The sequence below is a fragment of the Candidatus Hikarchaeum yamanae genome (assembly GCF_009889665.1).
Taxonomy (GTDB): Archaea; Halobacteriota; Halobacteria; order Halobacteriales; family Hikarchaeaceae; genus Hikarchaeum; species Hikarchaeum yamanae.
In genome coordinates this window covers 1-18,706 of record NZ_WTZR01000001.1, presented here as the reverse complement: position 1 = coordinate 18,706, position 18,706 = coordinate 1, and the positions used below count along the sequence as shown (strand labels likewise).

Here is an 18,706-nt window from a genome sequence, read left to right as displayed (position 1 = left end):
TTTAATCAGCTTTATCAAACAATTGTTGGACCACACGTAATGCGTCTTTACGTTGATTCCAATTAACAAAAACGCCTATAGAAGTGGCACTTGTGATGAGATCATTTAGATGTATCTTGTGCTCTGATAGAGTGAGCATAAGATCTCTCAACACAGTGGTTTGGTCAGTTACAACACCGCCGGAAATTCTAATTACTGCGATAGGAGATTCGGCGGTTACACTAGAAAGAGTTGGTATATCGATCACAGCGGTGTGTAGAGTGGATTCGACGGCTTTCCCGTCCACATTATCAACGTAAAAAGTGATACTATCAAGTCCACTAGACACAGCTTGGATGTTAACACTAGAATCTCCTAGAATAACAGATAGATCTCTTAAGATGTGGGGTGTGTTTCTTACAGCCCTTCCAGCAACAGTGACTCCCGTTACGGCACGTTCGCGCATATCTATCAAATTTTGAAATTTCCCAGTGACGTCAGTCCCACCAGTTAGAAGTCCGTCGTGTTGGTAATGGAGGACCCTAAGTCCAAATTCCTCAGTTTTATAAGAAAGTGCAGAAGGTGCTATGACTTCGGCTCCACGGAAAGATAGACTGCGTAGTTCGTCTACACTTATTTTTCCAACATTCATAGCGCCTTCAACGGCGTTTGGGTCTCCTGTCATCACACCAGAAACGTCGGTGACGATTACAACTTCATCTGCGTGCAGATAATTGCCGAGCATGACAGCGGTCGTGTCGCTGCCTCCACGCCCGAGAGTTGTTACATTTCCAGAAGTGTCCTCAGCTAAGAATCCAGTGACTACAGGTACCGTGTCGTGGAGTATGTTTCCTAATTTGGCAGATCGGGATGTAGTTTCAGTTACAGAAACGGTTCCATTTTCATCGAGGATGATCGGCCACTGGGGGTGTTGGGGCTCTAAAAAGATGGAATTGAGACCTTTAGATGTTAGTGCAGCTTTTAACATCCTCACAGAGGTTCTTTCCCCCATACTGACTATTTCTGCTTGGTCTTGGGGGTCTGCTTCAAACGTGATTTGATCAAATAAATCATCCGTGGTAGAGCCCATTGCACTTACAACTACGACTGCTTCGTGTCCGTCTTTGACTAGTTTTTCTATAGAAGTTGCTGCTCGTTCGATGCGGTCCCCGGTGGCTACACTAGTTCCTCCAAATTTTACAACTACGCGCACTATATAACCATCAGGGAAGTTGAGGGGACTTGAATCATTCGGTGTTTCCCAAAGATTGGGAAAGAATAATGAAGATAAATTAAGAAAATTTTCGAATGGTTAAATTCAAAGTATCCAAATCCAAAATGGGAGCATACCCAACATCGGGGGTGATGTTAGCTCGTTTTTGGAAATCGGTTTGGGATTGCCAGCAGCCGGAATTAATGGCCAACACATTGTGGTATTTCCCATACCCAAATTTATGGACATGGCCTGAATGGAAAATGGAAGGGATTTGATCAATGACCAGATAATCTTTCTGCTCGGGTGAAATTCTAGTTCTTGATCCAAATTGAGGGGCTAAGTGGCGTTTTTTAAGTAGTTGGATCATAGCATTTTGAGGAGCTTCGTAGCTAACCTGGGCGGAAGGTGTTTCTGCGATTATTTCATCTAAAGACACCCCATGGTACATCAGGATAGGAACACCGTCTACCACCACAGTGGAGGGATTGGAGGTGAGGTGTGTATTGGAAGAAGAAAGTAAATTTCTAATTTCGGAATCGAACGCTGGTTGTGGCTCTGCCAATCTAACCGCGTCGTGATTTCCAGGAATCATAATAATAGAGATATCACCAGGGATATCCTTTAAACATTCAATAAAGGCCTCGTATTGTTCGTATATATTAATAATCGCAAGGTCTATGTCTTGCCCGGGGTAGACCCCAACACCTTCAACCAAATCTCCCGCTATTAAGAGATATTCGATGAGTTCTGCTTCGGGCGTTTTGAGCCAATTTGTAAAATCGGACCAGATTTCAGATGTGAAATGTTTAGACCCAACATGTATATCACTCAACAATGCCGCCTGGACGGGTCTATTAGCATGAGGGGGTCGGAAATTTGAAGGGACATCGGGGAAATAAATCATCTCTGCAAATAAAATTTCAGAATCAGAGGAGAGCTTTCCCTTGACACCTATAACTTCATCTAAAAGTATCTCATCAGTTAGATGGAAAATTTCACTAGTATTATGTACTAATATTGAAAATGTTCCAGTGATATCTTCGAGCTCGAGGATGACATGATTGGAATTTGTTTTTTGGATGTCGGAAACCATCCCTACAACACGGACTTCACCAGAATTTTTTTTGATAGAATCGAGAGGGTATGGATTTATTCTATTGGAGAGGATGGACGAAAGTTTAGATAGTCTGTCTTGAAAAATGGAGACGAAATCGTCATATGTCCCAGAGCCGGTGCTATTTCCAGTCATATCATTTGAGATAGAGATAGAGGGGGAAGGGGGGGAAGAATTTCCATAAATATCAGATATATGAGACATTTCGAGGGTGAAAATCCCTTTGGGGATGTGAGAAATTAAGAATTTAATTGTAGAAGTTGGGTCGGGGGTTGTATTGATAAATTGCACCACCTCAGGTTCGGCGTTGTACCCATGTTTTACCAATTTTTGGGCAATTTTAGAGAGTTCGTTTGGTGGCACGTGGAGGGAAAGAACGGGGGGGAAGATAAAAACGTAGCGGCCCGGAAAGGTTGATGTAGAGGTAGTTAGAAGTATAATAGAGTAGAAAATTGAATTGAGTATATGATTAGAAACATAATAGATTTGTTTAAACAAGGAGGGGTTGGTAGATTGATTTTAAAAGATTTATTTTTCATTTTTTTAATAGGGGGGATTTTATTTGGGATTAGTGGGGGTTGGCCACCATTGGTGGCTATAGAGAGTGAGAGTATGGAGCCAAACCTACATCAGGGGGATTTAGTTTTTGTTATGGGGAGTGAACGAACAGGAGATATTGTAACAAAAAAAGAGGTGGGAGAATATTATAAATTTGGAGACAAGGGAGATGTTATTATTTTTAATGCGAATGGAGACCCGGGTCTCGCGGTTATACATAGGGCTGAATTTTGGGTAGAAGAGGGGGAAGATTGGTATGAACGGGGGAACCCAAATTGGGTGGTGGGGAAAAATTGTGGGGCGATGTTTAATTGCCCTGCACCCCATGATGGTTATATTACAAAAGGAGATGGTAATGAAAGGTATGACCAAGCTCAAGGGATTAGTGGGCCTGTTAAATCTTCGTGGATAAAGGGGACTGCTGAAATTCGAATACCATGGATAGGGTATATAAAATTAATTTTTAACGGGGTGGTGGGGAATTTTATTTAAATTTAAAATTGACTTTGGAAAATAATAGAGATATCCTCCAAACCGGCGAATAGACGTTGGTTGCGTTGGTTGGATAGTAATTCTTTTTCAACATGGGCTTGGGGAACGGATAGAGTGATTTGTTTGGTTCGCCCATACCTACCTTTGCTCACAACTATTGCATTTACAATCCCTAACATATCCAATTCTGAAATTAGATCGGTGACCCTCCGATGGGTTAGGACATCTAATTCTTGGTTTTTACAAAGTTGGCGATATAAATTATATACTTCCCCCGTGGTGATATGAGAAACATCCTTTGTGGTTAAAACTAGAATTGTAAAAAGTACAAATTTAGATTGATCTGGTAAAGTTCGAATGACTTCGATAACCCGGTCGAGTTCTATTTTTTCCTGTGCCGCTTCTACATAATCGGTGGTTACTTCACTACCACCCGAGCGCTCTGCAAGCTCACCAGCAGTACGTAGTAAATCCAGTGCGCGTCGTGCATCTCCATGTTCTCGTGCGGCGAATCCGGAGCACATACGGATTACACCAGGGGCCAAAACACCTTCTTTAAATGCGATTGTTGCACGATTTTGGAGTATATCATTTAATTGATGTGCATCATAAGGAGGGAAGATTATCTCCTCCTCGCCTAATGAGGATTTAACACGGGGGTCTAGGTAGTCTGTAAAAGTGAGATCGTTGGAAATTCCTTTGATCGACACACGAGATCGATCTAAATCGGAGTTCATTCGGGAAAGATTATAAAGGATATCGTCCCCACTTTTTTCTACAAGTTTATCTATTTCATCGAGGATGATAACAACGACGCGCTCTCGGTAATCGACCGCTTTGACTAAGGTGGAATATACAGTGTCGGTTGGCCATCCGGTCATGGGTACTTTTGTGAAGGACTTAAGATCGTCTTTAAGTTTGGAGATTTCCTCCAATTGTAGTTGTTGGTCGTTGGTGGGGAATGTGTTTGGAGAATTAGTTAAAGACACCTCGAGTTTGGAGATTTGTTTAAGTATATATTCTATATTTTTATCAATAAAAGTATTAGCTAGTTCTGCCAAAATTCGGTATTTTGTATCAACAACTTCACAGTTGATGAATTTAACGTCACAAGGGATATCATAATGAGTAGAAGTTTGTTCCAACTCACGGGTGACAAAATTAACACTTGCTGTTTTCCCAGTTCCTGTTTTCCCATAAATAAGGATATTTGAAGGAGTATCTCCACGGAGTGCTGCTACAAGGATGCTAGCTAAAGTTTGAATTTGGGAATCGCGGTGGGGTAGAGTATCGGGTGTAAAAGAATGCCTTAACAATTCTTTGTTATTAAAAATTGGTTCAACACTGAGTAAATTTTCAAACAAACCACCAGTAATAGAGGGGTTTGAATTTTGATTAGAAATATATTGGGTATTGTTTTTGGGAGTGTCGTCCATGATTTTGCCTCGTTTTTATAAATTTCCAGTAATATCTTCATATATTTCCAATAGAAATAAAGGTTTCTTTTAAAAATATTTATTAAAAAATAAAAATGTATATACAAAATATATAAATTATATAAAATCAACAGATATCGTTTGGTTTGTTGTTTGTTTATAACAGATGGTTTTTGAAAATTCCAGTAGAAATGGTCCCCCACCCCCTTTCGTTTCCACTGGAATTATTTATTAAATTATTTTTTATATCTATATTTTTAAAAAGAAAATATTTATTACGATTCATCTCTATAAAAGATAAAAATTTCACCGAAAAAAACATGAAAATAACATTTAAAATCAAACGAAAAAAAGATGAAATAAAATATATTTATTCCCATTCTCAACAAAAACTTCAAAAAAATTGATTCCACCGGAAATGAAGGGGTACCGTTGTGCACAACGTATGTGGCTGACATATGTCTGACATAAGTTTAAGTGATTAGACATAGCATTTATGTTATAGATGAGAAGATGCCAAATATAGTATAATTTGGTTTCATCTGTGAGGCAATGTAAATGATGGGTTTACTAAAACAACTTAGAGATAGCATTTCGCGAGCGACGGATAAACTTTTTTCTGGGTCCAAACCAAAACGTATTGGGATATATGGTCCACCAAACGCAGGAAAAACAACACTCGCAAATCGTATAGTACGAGACTGGACTGGTGATATTGTTGGGGCAGAAAGTAAAATTCCCCACGAGACCCGTAGGGCTCGAAGAAAAGAGAATATAGAAATCGAACGGAATGGTAAAATTGTCACTATCGATATCGTAGACACTCCCGGTGTGACCACCAAAATTGATTATCGTGAATTTCTTGATTTTGGAATGTCTAAGAAAGACGCGATACGCCGTTCCCGCGAAGCCACCGAAGGAGTTGCAGAAGCTATGCATTGGTTGCGTGAAGATATTGATGGGGTAATTTATGTGTTAGATTCCACACAAGATCCATTCACTCAAGTCAACACAATGTTGATTGGCATTATAGAAAGTAGGAAACTACCCGTTCTAATTTTTGCTAATAAGATTGATCTGAAGAAGTCAGATCCAACTTTAATTGAACAATCCTTTCCCCAACACAAAACCGTACCACTATCTGCATTAGAAGGGGAAAATATGGATGAAGTGTATGATAAAATAGCAGATTATTTCGGGTGATAACTATGCAAAAATTAAAACAAAAAACTGGAATACAAATTGATCTAATTAGCAGCCAAAAAATGGATGAACTAACCACGATGGAAAAAATTAGAATGATTTTAGATGGTGTTCGGAGTGATAAAATTGTTATACTAGAAACCGGCCTCTCACCTGATGAAGAATCCAAACTTATTGAGGTAACTATGTCTGAAATTAATCCTGATGGATTCACCGGAATTGAGATTGAAACACACCTCCCCACCACCCCTAGTGGGTCTGCATTTATCAATAAGTTAATGGGAAGAAGAACACCTTCCAAATTAACTGTCATCGGGCCTGCAAACCGAATCGAAACACTTCATAAAGATGAAAAGTTGATAACAACTTTCATATCTCAAAGCTAATGCCACACCAATGTACTAGTTGTGGGGAATTATTTTCTGATGGCTCCAAAAAAATGCTAGCTGGCTGCACTGTTTGTGGGGGGAAGAAATTTCAATTCATTCCCATTGGGGCCGACCCCGAACTTTTCCATAAATCATCAATCATTGAAGCTCCCCCAGACCACTCTCCCCCTTCTTCTCCTCAAAATTTAAATTTAAATTATCATTACGAACCTCCTACTCCTTCTCCCCCCTCCCCTGAATATATAGAAAAACTCCAAGTTGAGTTGAGTACTCAATTTGAAAGTATTAAAATTCTTGAACCGGGCCAGTACGAACTCAATTTAATGGAGCTATACAACCGAGATGAATGTATTATTGCAATTCAAGAAGATGGGCATTATGTGATCCAAGTCCCTGGGTATATCTAATTATTTTATTCCCATACCCCTCACGAATAAATATACCCACCCAGATATTTCAATCCATTATCACAATTTAAAGTTACAACCCTTTTACCCGGTCCAATTTCTTTAGCTATTTCAATTGCTGCACAAACATTTAACCCAGTAGAACCTCCTCCCAGGATACCTTCTTCTTTAGCTAATAATCTACACATCTCAAATGCGTCTTCTTCATCTATTGCCCGCATCTCATCTACTTTTTCTTTATCTAAAAATGGAGGTTCAAATCCAAGCCCAATACCCTCTACCCTATGCGCCCCCCCCTCTCCTGTGGTTAACAAAGGAGATTGTAATGGTTCTAAAGCAATTAACTTCGGATCCATACCCGAACTAACCATGCCCGAATATGTTCCCATCAATGCACCACCTGTCCCCACGGCAGCACACAATACATCTGCTTTATTTTCTAGTTGACTGGCTATTTCCACTCCCAGTGATTCATATCCGTTTTTAATATCTGGAGAATTAAATTGATCCGCATAAAAAGTATTTGGCTGTTCGGCCAACTCATACGCTTTGTTTTTCATTTTTTGAATTAATTCTGGTGTAATTTTACCCCCTGGACTGTTTATCACAACTACCTCCGCTCCAAAAGCTTCCATTGATTGTTGTTTTGCTTTTGCAAAAGCATTAGAAAATACTGCGGTAAATTCCAAACCAAGAATTGCAGAAACAAATGCTAATGAAGTTCCTGTACTCCCTCCGGTATATTCCACTACCCTCTGCCCTGTTTGGACATCCCCCCGTTCGAGTGCATTTTGTAAAATTGACATGGCAAGTCGATCTTTATAAGATCCTGTTGGATTCAACCCCTCTAGTTTAACCCAAACCTCCGCAGCATCTACTGGAACTATTTTATTCAGTTTGATTATTGGGGTATTCCCAATAACATTTAACAGATTTTTTTGATTCATAATTAATTATAAAAGAAAAAATTTAGAGAATTTTACACACTCACTAAATTTGATCAATGAATTCCATCTTTATCTATTGGGGGCGAACCTATTATAAGCCAAATATGTTCTTCTTCTGTGTCGTTTATCACTTGCCTCCACGTTTCTGGAGGGACACTAACTATGGATCCCTCTGGCACTTCAACTACCTCTTCTCTATTCTCTCCAAATAATATCTTACCTGGTCCTTTTATCTGATAATATATTTCTTCTTGGACGCCATGTTTGTGGAAAACTATCTCTTCTCCTGGTGGGACAAACCAAAATTTCCCCCTCATAGTTTTTAATTCCAATACCTCTGTCAAACCTGAATTAAAAACCTCAGTAAATTTCGATTTTACCTTCTCCATCTCCTCAATAGACGCTATTTTATATTTTTCCATATTTGCAATATTCCCCCGATCAACTTAAAACAAACACATTTTTTAAAAATTTAATTTAAAGGATAACTATCATTATCTTCGACATTAATATCTATAGTATGTCTGTTGAAGAAATTTTTCCAGGTGTTTATGACATAACCTGTCTAGTCGCTGAAGGAAACAACCGATACCGTGCATATCTATTCGATGACGATGTCCCAACTTTAGTTGATTGTGCCCGAAGAGATACTATCGAGGCATTGCTCAAAGGAATTGAAGAATCTGGCCTAACACCTGGTAGGTTAATCATCACCCATGGGGATGGAGACCACGTAGGCGCTTTCGACGCGTTAGTCGACACTTATGATGTAGAAACTTGGGTCCCTGTGGAGTCCGATTTCCCCTCCGAACACACCCCCGACTACCGGTACCAAGAAGGGGAACAGATTGGTAGGTTCCAGACGATATATCTCCCCGGTCATAAAAATGATAATTATGGTTTAATAGATGAAAAAGCCAAAATCCTCATACCCGGAGATGCAATCTCTGGAGCCGATCAACGGGGGCTTCCAGCTGGCCAATTCCACCTCCCACCCGCTGTCCATACTGTAAATTTAAACCAAGCAGAAGAAACTTTGGAGAAAATACTACAATATAATTTCAATTCAGCACTCCTTTTCCATGGTTCAAATGTATTGGAGGATGCTTATGATAAATTAGACCGATACGTCAACTTCCCTGGAAAACCCACGTCCTCTTATCAGATTGGAACTCCCATTTTCCCCAAATAATTCCTTCTCATATCTACGAATTCTGATAGTTTCGAATTAATAACAAAGCTGCAAGTAATAAACCCACTCCCAACCCTGCCATTCCCACTGTATAACTATAATTTTGTATTGCAAATCCCATGTACGCCGCGCCCAACCCCCCTAATGTGAAGAATATACTCCTCGCCGCACCTATGTGACTCCCCGTCGAGCTTTCCGGCGCCGAATCCATCAAAATAGCATCAATAACTGGAAATTGTCCTTTATATCCTATTGCAAAAATGGCAATGGCAATCATTACTCCTACCACTGAGTCCACAATGATTAACAAACCGACCCCCCCTGCACTTACAAATAACCCTCCTATTGAAATTAAATACCTGGGGGCACGGTCTGATAACGCCCCTATTATCGGTTTAACCACCATCCCTAATAAAAAAAACCAACCAAAAATAGATCCCGCAATCTCTATCTCAAAATCTTTCCCTTCTATCAAATATAATGGAAGAAAATTCACCATCGCAGTGGCAACGAAAATAAACAAAGCAAAAGCCAAGATAGTTTCCCTTTGATCTCTCTCACCTACTATATACCTCACATCATCTTTCACCGACGATTTCACCTTTTTTGCAATTCTCCAATCCCATTTATACTTTTCTCGATTTATCCCCACGAAAGTTCCTACCAACACAAAACTAGCAATCCCACAAATACCCATAACAATTCTCCAATTGGGTATGCCTTCTACCAATACCAAATATACCATCGCCAAAATAATTGAAAGTATCCCTGCAAAGATGCCTCCCAAATCACTCCCCGCTGTAAATATACCCATGGCCCTTCCCCTCCTCCCTGTATATAAATCTGAAATCAAAGCCCTTGAAGGAACATTATACATGGCCCTTCCTAGTCCTAACAATGCCACTGCAAACACCAACATAAATGTAGTTGTTATCCCTGCAATAATGAAAAAACTCAACCCTATCAGAATCATTCCTGGAATTATAATAATTGGTCTGCCACTCCAATCCGACAACTTCCCACTTGGGTACTGTGCGATTGCATATACCACTTGCATAATTGTTAAAACCACCCCTGCAATTAACACCGATATTTCTACCTCTTCCATTATGATTGGCAACAAAGGGGGTAGTAAGAATCTACCCGTCTGTGTTATCGCCCACCCCATCGCAACAATAACCAACATTTTCCCCCGATATCCTCCGAATACCCTCCCCATTTTTGTATAAATTCCCATTATTATGCTATTAACCGTTAAACCTATGTGTAATTTAAACCGCCTACCTTTAAATCTAGGGTAAGACTCATGCTACGTGAACCATAACATTTCTTCATGAGTTGGAAAGACATCGGACAAGGAACTCTACTTGGGGATTTGACACTATCAAAAATGTTCGCGGAGAGCGCAAAATTACATAAAGACCTACCTGCTCAAATGTATAAAGGTGGTATTTATAACCGAAGTTTATCAAAAATCGCTTTCCCCCCTGCAAAAGTCAATGAATTTGCCACATTAAGCTACTCCACTTTAAATTCAACTGTCCAGTACATCGCGACCGGGTTACGTGATTTGGGCCTTAGAAAAGGAAGTAAAGTCGCAATATTTTCCAATACTAGGATGGAGTGGGCACAATCAGACCTATCCATTTTATCTGCAGGAGGGGTCCCTGTTACTATTTATCCAAATTCCTCTCCCTCCATGATCGACTATCTGCTCACTGATTCAAAATCCATAGGGATCATAGCAGAAAATGAAGATTTAGTAAAAAAAGTATTAAAAACAAAAAGCGCAAAATCTCTTAAATTCATCATCAGTATCGACGCTCTTTCTTCAAAACACCCCAAAAAAGTTCTCACCCTTGGGGATGTCTATTCCCTTGGAAAGAAATCTTTCAAAGATTCTAAATATAAATCTTGGATCGACGCACAATCCCCCTCTGACCTCGCAACATTGGTATACACTTCCGGCACGACGGGGGTCCCAAAAGGAGTCATGTTGACTCATTCGAATATAAAATCCAATGTTGATTATTCTCAGTTACGGTTTGGCCCTCGTAGCAGCAACCCCGGATCCCCCACTCTTGATAGTTCTACTCGAATTCTCTCTTTCCTACCTTTGTCACATATCTTGGAACGAATGGCGGGGCATTTCCTAATGCTCCAAAGTGGCGCAACAATAGCCTATGCCGAAAGTCCTGACACACTCAAAGAGGATTTTCTTCAAGTCCGCCCAACCGCAGGATCCAGTGTCCCCCGTGTATATGAAAAAATGTATGTTGCAATGAGGGACCAAGCATCCGCATCTTCTGCAAAATTACGAATCTTCAATTGGGCGGTTAAAATAGCCAAACAAAAAGCACATTCAACCAATCTAAACCCTGCTTTATCAATTAAACATGCCATAGCCAATCGACTTGTCTATTCTAAAGTTAAAAGCGCACTTGGGGGGAATATCCAATTTTTAATAAGCGGTGGGGGAAAACTCTCTAAAGATTTATGCGCACTATACCATGGGGCCGGTATTTTAGTTTTGGAAGGATATGGTCTATCTGAAACTTCTCCTGTAATCACTGTTAATCACCCCGACGCTCCACGTATAGGATCTGTCGGTCCTCCTTTATCAAATCTCGAAATTAAAATAGACCCTACCTCTGGAAAAGATTCTGAATTTTCAACTTTAGGTGAAGTTGGGGAACTTCTCGTTCGTGGCCCTAGTGTTTTTTCTGGATATTGGAATAAACCCAAAGAAACAAAAGAATCCTTCGAAGGCGATTGGTTCAAAACGGGAGATATGGTTTTACTAGAACCCGACGGGTATGTGACATTTTTAGAACGTATCAAGGAAATATTGGTCCTTTCAACTGGGAAAAACATCGCACCAACTCCACTGGAAGATGCACTCACTCAAAATGAATTTGTCGAACAAAGCATCGTCATTGGGGATGAAAAGAAATTCATTAGCGCACTGTTGGTCCCAAACGCCGCAGCTTTGGAATCTTGGGCAGACGAACCCTCTCTTAATATCAATGATTTATGCACACATCAAAAAACAATCGATCATTTTTCCAAAATTATAGATGAGCTTAATTTAAATTTCGAACCCCACGAACAAATCAAACAATTCCGTATCATTCCTGAGGAATTCACAGAAGAAAATGATCTACTAACTCCCTCCCTCAAAAAGAAACGGAGAAATATCCTGGATAAATATACCAAAGAGATTAAAAGTATGTATTCTTGAATAGTGACTTCAATTTTCCACACTTTCACCTTCCCAATTTAATATGATCGAGTCAAACCTAATTACCATATTCTCAGTTATAATCATTGCAGGAGTGGTAGCCCAACTCATCGCGGCTAGATTTTCAATACCTAGTGTAGTTTTTCTATTAACTTTCGGCGTCCTACTCGGACCCTATGGAATTGGCCTCCTCAATCCACTATCCTTTGGGAATGCTTTAAATGATATCGTAGGGATATCTGTGGCAATAATTATCTTTGAAGGTGCATTCCACATCCGAATAAAAAAACTCCTTAAAATTCCCACCGAGACGGCAAGACTTCTAACGATCGGAGCGGCTGTTTCATTAATTGGAACTGCTGCACTCGTGCATTATTTACTCAATGTAAACTGGATGGTTTCTTTACTTGTTGGTTCTCTGTTGATCGCCACTGGCCCAACTGTAATCATGCCAATTTTAAAAGTGGTACCTGTACGACAACGGGTTGCTACAATCCTAGAAACAGAAGGGATAATAAACGATGTTACTGCTGCAATTTTGGCTATTGTCTTTTTTGAAGCAATATTGATGAATACAAGTTCCATTTTCGACCTTCTCCCAATTTTCGTTCTTAAATTTGGGGTCGGACTCTTGGTTGGTATTTTAACCGCATTTGCTTTACTGAATTTCCTCAAATTATCTCTCATTCCTCCTTCAAATGCCCCTCAGCTAACCCGATTATTGGTTTTAATGGTCGCAATCGCTTCGTTTGCAATTTCAAATTACATCACTCCTGAATCTGGGATAGTCGCAGCAGCCACTGCGGGGATTATGATCGGAAATTCTTCAATCCCCTACGAACGTGAAATTTCTGAGTTTAAAGGCGATATAACTTTGTTAGTTCTTTCTTTTATTTTTATAATCTTGGCAGCGTTACTCGATCTACAAATTCTATTTTCCCTAGGCATTTCTGGAGTATTGGTTGTGGTCTTCATCATGGTCTTTGTCCGATCTCTATCTGTTTATGTTTCAATAACTGGAAATCGATTCACTCTGGCTGAAAAAATATTTATGATGGCGGTGGCCCCCCGTGGAATCATTCCCGCATCAATATCTATGTTATTCGCTATACATCTCCAATCCCTGGGTCTCATTCGTGAAGCAAGTGTAGTCGTTGGAACCGTGTTTCTAGTCATTTTCACAACAGTTTCATTAGAAGCCGGCTTTTCTAGATATATAGCAGAATATTTAGATGTGATACCTATGCGTGTAATAATTATTGGAGGTGGGAGAGTAGGCCGTTCCCTTTCTTCCCGCCTATCCGACCGCGGAGAGAGTATTTTGATTATAGAACAAGACGAAGCTCAGATCGAATCACTATCTTCTGGTGGCTTTTCCGCAGTACTTGGAGATGGGACTCGTATAAAGACCCTAGAAAAAGCCAAAGCAAACAATGCAAAAATACTCATTGCGGCCACAGGAGATGATGGAGCAAACCTTCTGATATCTCAATTGGCCAAAAATGAATTTGGCATTGATACAATCTTTTCTAGAGTTAATAATCCTGATAACGTACCCCAATTTGAAGATATGGGTGTAATAGCAGTTTCATCTTCCCATGCCACTGCACTTGCAATAGACAATATAATCGAGCGACCCGCATTAAACGCATGGATGACTGAACTAAGCCGCACAGGTGATGTACAAGAAATAATATTAACATCTTCCCACTTCACCGGAAAAACAGTTAGTTCCATTGCTTCTACTCTACCTTCTAGCTGTCTCATAGCGCTCATCAGACGTGACAGTGAAGATATCATTCCCCATGGGGACTTTACCCTAGAACGTGGAGATCACATCACACTTCTCGGACGAAAAGAAGATGTAAAAACAGCAATAAAACTTTTCCACCCCCACGACTAGTCTTTATTAATTTCCACTAAAACATTCGAATGAAGCTGACCATTAGAAGCCAACAGTTCGTTGACGTTGTCAATTTTAAAATCTAATATATATTCTTCCCCATTTTTCTTAGTAACCCTCCCTCCTGCACACTTAACCATCAAGATACCTGCCGCAACATCCCATGGATTTGTATCCCATTCCCACACGATATCTGCACTCCCGCACGCCAAGTACGCCAGATTGATCGCAGCAGAACCATATCTCCTCACCCCCTTTACCACTGGGTATAAACTCGATAACAATTCCCCTTTTGGATCGTGACCTGTAATCAACATACTTTCTCGAATTTCCTCTCTGTTCGTCGTTTTAATAACATTTCCATTAACCATTGCATTCTCCCCTCTCACGGCAGAATACAACTGATCAATTTCTGGAATGTAAATGACCCCAATCAACGGATCATTTTCTTCCAACAAAGCGATAGAAACAGAATAATTGGGATTTTTGTGTATGAAGTTCCCCGTCCCATCCAATGGATCTATTACCCACCTATACTTTGAATTATTATCTTCCCAAACAGTTTCCTCCGATATGATATCATGATCTGGAAATTCACTCCGAATTAAAGATGTGATTATATTTTCAGAAAGATAATCTGCCTCTGTCACCTTCTCCTCTTTTGCCTTTTCAAATATCTCTATCTCTTCTTTCCGATGCAATTCTCTAAGAACGTCCCCTGCACCCACCGCAGCGTTTCTAGCTAGTTCTAAAGCAACCTCTTCAAATGTTTTTTCTCTATATCCATTTATTTGGTCCATTTCCCCCCCTCCCCTTCTAATTCCCCATCCCAAATTCGTTCCCAACCTATCAAAAAATCCTCTACTTTGAGATGTCTTAATCAGATATGCTGGCATTTTTGAACCAGTAATGGTGATCACTTTTTTGGTCTTAAGTAAATTTGTAACCCTCCCTCCGTCAACCAACACATAAACTTCAGTATCTGGTATTATTTTGAGCTCTGTCCCTGCCCCAAAAACTAACGGGCGAACTCCTATATTATGTGTGTGCAGCGGTGTCAACTGAATCGTTTCATTTAACATAGGATAATGTATTGGCCCCCCTGCCGACAGAGAAAGCCCTGTAGACCCCGTGGGAGTTGTCACCGCAATGCCTGTGCCATCATATTTTCCTATATGTTCTTCTCCTACAAACACATCAATTGAGCTGATTTTCCTTTCAGTTGGTTTTTTTGGCCAGACGTGACCTATGACAACTTCATTAAGACCCTCTGCTTCAAAAGAATCAACCCTGACCGAAACCCTTTGAAGTTCATCAATATTTGACTTTCCTTGGAAAATTTCTTCTAATGCATCAAAAATTTCTTCCGGCTCCACGCAAGCTAGAAATGACAACGTCCCCGAACCCACCCCAATAAATGGAATTTTTTTAGGTGAAAATATTCTCACCCCCTCTAGAAATGTTCCATCTCCCCCAATAGTAATCCCGATAGTTCTCCCTTCCCACTCGCCACCATTCTCATCAATATTTTCTCCAGTTTGAACTGCCAAAAACTCAATACCCTCTTTAGAAGCCCATTGTTTTATATTTTCAACTTGATTCTCACATCCCTGTCTAGAAACAACAATTATTTTCTTCACCGCAATGAGTCTATTCCCTTCCATTATCTAATCTCTATCAAATATCATGGCAGCCCCTTGTCCCAACCCCACACACATAGTCGCCAAACCCCTCTTTACATCTCTTCTATTCATTTCGTGAATCAGCGATACTGGCAATCTAGCACCAGTCGCTCCCAATGGATGCCCAATTGCTATGGCCCCCCCATTCACATTGAATTTTTCCTCTGGTATTTTTAATTCACGTTGGCAGTGTAAACACTGGGATGCAAATGCCTCATTCAATTCAACTAGATCGATATCTCCAATTTGCTTGTCAACACGAGACAATAACTTTTGTGTGGCTGGGATGGGACCCACCCCCATCAGACGTGGATCTACTCCCACAACAGTATGACTATTTATTGCTGCTAATACTTCCAATCCCCGCTCTTTTGCAAAACTATCACTCGTTATCATAACTACCGCCGCCCCATCTGAAATTTGAGATGAATTGCCTGCTGTAACCGTCCCATCCCCTCTGAATACTGGCTGCAATTTCTCAAGTTTTTCTATAGATGTATTTTCTCGAATTCCCTCATCTTCATCTTTTATTTCTCCTTCCACTTCTATCGGAACAATTTCTTCTTTAAATTTACCACTTTTCGTCGCGGAATTTGCCTTTTCATGACTTCTAAGTGAATACAAATCTTGATCCATTCTCGAAATGTTAAATTCTCCCGCGACAGCTTCTGCAGTCATACCCATCTGCAATTCAAATATATTGTATTTTTGCATAAATTCTGGATGTATTTTAGCAAATGAAGAAGCTTCATCCATTGGAACTCGGGTCATATGTTCCACCCCACCTGCAATCACACATTCTCTTTGTCCCGCACTAATTGTATCACTACCTGTCATTATAGCTTGCAAAGAAGACGCACACCATCTGTTGATTGTAGTCGCAGGCACACTTTCCCCTAATGAAGACATTAACCCAATAATTCTAGCTATATTGTTATCTTGCTCTCCCCGTTGCAATGCACATCCCCATACAAGGTCATCAACTTCTTTCGGTTCAACCTCGGTTTTTTGGAGAACCTCATTTATGATCTCGATAGACAGGTTTTCCCCTCTTGTACTTGAAAACATACCATTTCTCTTCCCCTGCGGAGTCCTCATAGCTGCAACAATAACTGGCTTGATTTTGGTACTCATTACAATAGTTTAAACAGATCCTCTGAACATAAACATCTCTCCTTTTTACTACATCAATCTCGATGTACTTATGCGCCCTTGAATACTACTTCCTGGAGAATGAATGACAGTACCATCGCCATCGTTGAGCTATTACTAACAGCGAAACACTACACTGAACTATCAAATCTGACCCCTGACGACCTGCCTCCTCAAATCAGGAAAGCATTTGATAAAAAAGGTGAAATAAAACGCCCTCTCTCTGTAACTGAAAATATGGCAAAAAAAGCAACAGGAGTCGAGTCTCCGTGGGATTCTATTAGTGATTTGATGTTCACCGAAAAAGATAATTTTAGTGGTGAAATGTGTTTAACCCAACTCGATCTCGCAGAAAAATGGTTCTTAAAAAATACCACACCCGATCTCATCCTCACCAACCCCACACTGGCATATATTTTTCAAGAAAATGATTCTCTAGGTATTTCCTATGAGGACTCTAATACTTCAAACAGGCCAATCCAAGCAGACCGTTTCTGGATAGACAGCCTTCTATCTGAATATTTCACTGAAGATGATCAAGAAATGCTAGAATTAGTCGATATAAAGGCACCAGAAGAAATAGAAACGAAACTTCCCGATCTGGTATTGACAACCAACCAAACCGACGAACTTGAAAAAATACGCTTAGCTATAAAAAATCGTGACTATTTGGCCGAAATTGGACTCAGAGAGGTTGGAAAATTATTATTCATAGGCCCTCCTGGGACTGGAAAAACTTCTGTTGCCCGTGCCTTAGCACATTCTCTTAGTTTACCTTTTGTAGAAGTAAAACTCTCCATGATGACAAGCCAATACTTAGGTGAAACTTCGAAAAACATCGATCGAACATTTGAAGTCGCAAAACGCCTGTCTCCTTGCATTCTATTTGTCGATGAGTTCGACTCGGTCGCAAAAACCCGAAGATCTGATGAACACGCGGCATTGAAACGTGCTGTAAATACATTACTCAAAAGTATAGACGAAGTAAGCCTCGTTCGAGACGAAGTCCTTCTTATCGGGGCTACAAATCACCCTGACCAACTTGACACCGCGGCCTGGAGGCGGTTCGACGATATAGTCCATTTCCCCCTCCCAGACATCAACATGCGAGAGAAAATATTTGAAGTCACAACAAAATACATGGCAATCGAAAATTTCGAGCCATCTACTCTTGCAGATTTGACAGAGGGACTTTCTGGTAGTGATATCCGACTCGTCCTACGAGAAGCCGTACTAGAAGCCTTGAGTGAAGATAGAACTGTTCTAAACCAAGAAGACCTAGTTGCAGCAGTCACTGCAATCGAAAAACGTGATATCCTTAAAAGCATGCCCCTTGAGTAGCTCTTATAATATCTCTATTTCTCAACAATCTTTCGATAACAGCTAGCTATATATTTACAGACAATCTGAGTTCATTTGGATACGGCTACGCAATCTTCCTCTCCCCGGACAGATTGGGCCATGTCCACATGAGTGGTTTGGTGGAGTTTTGTCATGATCCTCCTTCATATTATGCCACTCTTTTAATAATCCCTCTTCACTTGGTTCTTTTTAAAGTTCGAAATCCTTTTTCTTACTCTCTACCCATTCAACACTAAGCCGGTTTAGCTCAGCCTGGGAGAGCACTCGACTGAAGATCGAGCCGTCCGTAGTTCAAATCTGCGAACCGGCATTTTTAATCAACAATAAAAATAGTTGTTACTCTCTTATTTGGAAAGAAAAAAATGAGCGGGTTTCGCTCGGAACTCAGAAGAGTTCTTCAAAGAGTGGCAGGAATGCTGCTGGCTCTTGAATG

Annotated in this window: 16 protein-coding genes and 1 tRNA gene; 9 read left to right on the top strand and 8 right to left on the bottom strand. The window is 40.2% G+C overall.

Going from position 1 to position 18,706, the window contains the following annotated elements:
- Position 1: 1 nt before the first annotated feature.
- The gene (locus ACM9H2_RS00085; RefSeq protein WP_415486947.1) at positions 2-1,192 is read right to left on the bottom strand and encodes an aspartate kinase; all 1,191 of its coding nucleotides are present in this window, start codon (positions 1,190-1,192) and stop codon (positions 2-4) included.
- A gap of 79 nt (positions 1,193-1,271) precedes the next feature.
- Positions 1,272-2,672, bottom strand: coding sequence for a DNA-directed DNA polymerase II small subunit (locus tag ACM9H2_RS00080; RefSeq protein ID WP_415486945.1), 1,401 nt, complete (start codon positions 2,670-2,672; stop codon positions 1,272-1,274).
- A gap of 102 nt (positions 2,673-2,774) precedes the next feature.
- On the opposite strand from ACM9H2_RS00080, the gene ACM9H2_RS00075 reads away from it, so the two are divergent.
- A complete protein-coding gene (locus ACM9H2_RS00075) occupies positions 2,775-3,359 on the top strand; it encodes a S26 family signal peptidase (RefSeq protein ID WP_415486943.1) in 585 nt (194 codons plus the stop codon).
- A 2-nt stretch (positions 3,360-3,361) separates the two neighbouring features.
- On the opposite strand, the gene ACM9H2_RS00070 is transcribed toward ACM9H2_RS00075, so the two are convergent.
- Complete coding sequence (locus ACM9H2_RS00070; protein ID WP_415486941.1) at positions 3,362-4,795, bottom strand: Cdc6/Cdc18 family protein; 1,434 nt, start codon at positions 4,793-4,795, stop codon at positions 3,362-3,364.
- Between the two features lie 561 nt (positions 4,796-5,356).
- Here ACM9H2_RS00070 and ACM9H2_RS00065 point away from each other — a divergent pair.
- The 3 genes from ACM9H2_RS00065 to ACM9H2_RS00055 are packed head-to-tail and all read left to right on the top strand — an operon-like array spanning position 5,357 to position 6,794.
- Positions 5,357-5,998, top strand: a complete 642-nt coding sequence (locus ACM9H2_RS00065; protein WP_415487271.1) for an Era-like GTP-binding protein — start codon at positions 5,357-5,359, stop codon at positions 5,996-5,998.
- Between the two features lie 5 nt (positions 5,999-6,003).
- Positions 6,004-6,384: a DUF2073 domain-containing protein gene (locus ACM9H2_RS00060; RefSeq protein ID WP_415486939.1), complete on the top strand. Its 381-nt coding sequence runs from the start codon at positions 6,004-6,006 to the stop codon at positions 6,382-6,384.
- Positions 6,384-6,794: a Zn-ribbon containing protein gene (locus ACM9H2_RS00055; RefSeq protein WP_415486937.1), complete on the top strand. Its 411-nt coding sequence runs from the start codon at positions 6,384-6,386 to the stop codon at positions 6,792-6,794. The genes ACM9H2_RS00060 and ACM9H2_RS00055 overlap by 1 nt, the downstream gene beginning before the upstream one ends.
- Positions 6,795-6,814: 20 nt before the next feature.
- Here the strand turns inward: ACM9H2_RS00055 and ACM9H2_RS00050 are convergent, their stop codons facing one another.
- Positions 6,815-7,741: a PLP-dependent cysteine synthase family protein gene (locus ACM9H2_RS00050; protein WP_415486935.1), complete on the bottom strand. Its 927-nt coding sequence runs from the start codon at positions 7,739-7,741 to the stop codon at positions 6,815-6,817.
- A gap of 53 nt (positions 7,742-7,794) precedes the next feature.
- Positions 7,795-8,163 carry a cupin domain-containing protein gene (locus ACM9H2_RS00045; RefSeq protein WP_415486933.1) on the bottom strand — a complete coding sequence of 123 codons (369 nt, stop codon included), beginning with the start codon at positions 8,161-8,163 and terminating at the stop codon, positions 7,795-7,797.
- Positions 8,164-8,261: 98 nt separating this feature from the next.
- On the opposite strand from ACM9H2_RS00045, the gene ACM9H2_RS00040 reads away from it, so the two are divergent.
- Positions 8,262-8,933, top strand: coding sequence for an MBL fold metallo-hydrolase (locus ACM9H2_RS00040; RefSeq protein WP_415486931.1), 672 nt, complete (start codon positions 8,262-8,264; stop codon positions 8,931-8,933).
- A gap of 13 nt (positions 8,934-8,946) precedes the next feature.
- Here ACM9H2_RS00040 and ACM9H2_RS00035 read toward each other — a convergent pair whose 3' ends face one another.
- Positions 8,947-10,170: an MFS transporter gene (locus ACM9H2_RS00035; RefSeq protein WP_415486929.1), complete on the bottom strand. Its 1,224-nt coding sequence runs from the start codon at positions 10,168-10,170 to the stop codon at positions 8,947-8,949.
- A gap of 96 nt (positions 10,171-10,266) precedes the next feature.
- On the opposite strand from ACM9H2_RS00035, the gene ACM9H2_RS00030 reads away from it, so the two are divergent.
- Together ACM9H2_RS00030 and ACM9H2_RS00025 are read left to right on the top strand one after the other, a co-directional pair.
- A complete protein-coding gene (locus ACM9H2_RS00030) occupies positions 10,267-12,174 on the top strand; it encodes an AMP-dependent synthetase/ligase (protein WP_415486927.1) in 1,908 nt (635 codons plus the stop codon).
- Positions 12,175-12,217: 43 nt separating this feature from the next.
- Complete coding sequence (locus tag ACM9H2_RS00025; RefSeq protein WP_415486925.1) at positions 12,218-14,077, top strand: cation:proton antiporter; 1,860 nt, start codon at positions 12,218-12,220, stop codon at positions 14,075-14,077.
- Here the strand turns inward: ACM9H2_RS00025 and ACM9H2_RS00020 are convergent.
- The gene (locus ACM9H2_RS00020) at positions 14,074-15,741 is read right to left on the bottom strand and encodes an inositol monophosphatase family protein (RefSeq protein ID WP_415486923.1); all 1,668 of its coding nucleotides are present in this window, start codon (positions 15,739-15,741) and stop codon (positions 14,074-14,076) included. The genes ACM9H2_RS00025 and ACM9H2_RS00020 overlap by 4 nt on opposite strands.
- Before the next feature lie 3 nt (positions 15,742-15,744).
- Positions 15,745-16,893 (bottom strand): thiolase family protein, encoded by a 1,149-nt coding sequence (locus tag ACM9H2_RS00015; RefSeq protein WP_415486921.1) that lies wholly within the window; start codon positions 16,891-16,893, stop codon positions 15,745-15,747.
- Between the two features lie 99 nt (positions 16,894-16,992).
- On the opposite strand from ACM9H2_RS00015, the gene ACM9H2_RS00010 reads away from it, so the two are divergent.
- Both ACM9H2_RS00010 and ACM9H2_RS00005 read left to right on the top strand, forming a co-directional pair.
- Complete coding sequence (locus ACM9H2_RS00010) at positions 16,993-18,252, top strand: ATP-binding protein (RefSeq protein WP_415486919.1); 1,260 nt, start codon at positions 16,993-16,995, stop codon at positions 18,250-18,252.
- Between the two features lie 257 nt (positions 18,253-18,509).
- Positions 18,510-18,583, top strand: a tRNA-Phe gene (locus tag ACM9H2_RS00005).
- The last annotated feature ends 123 nt before the right edge of the window (positions 18,584-18,706 follow it).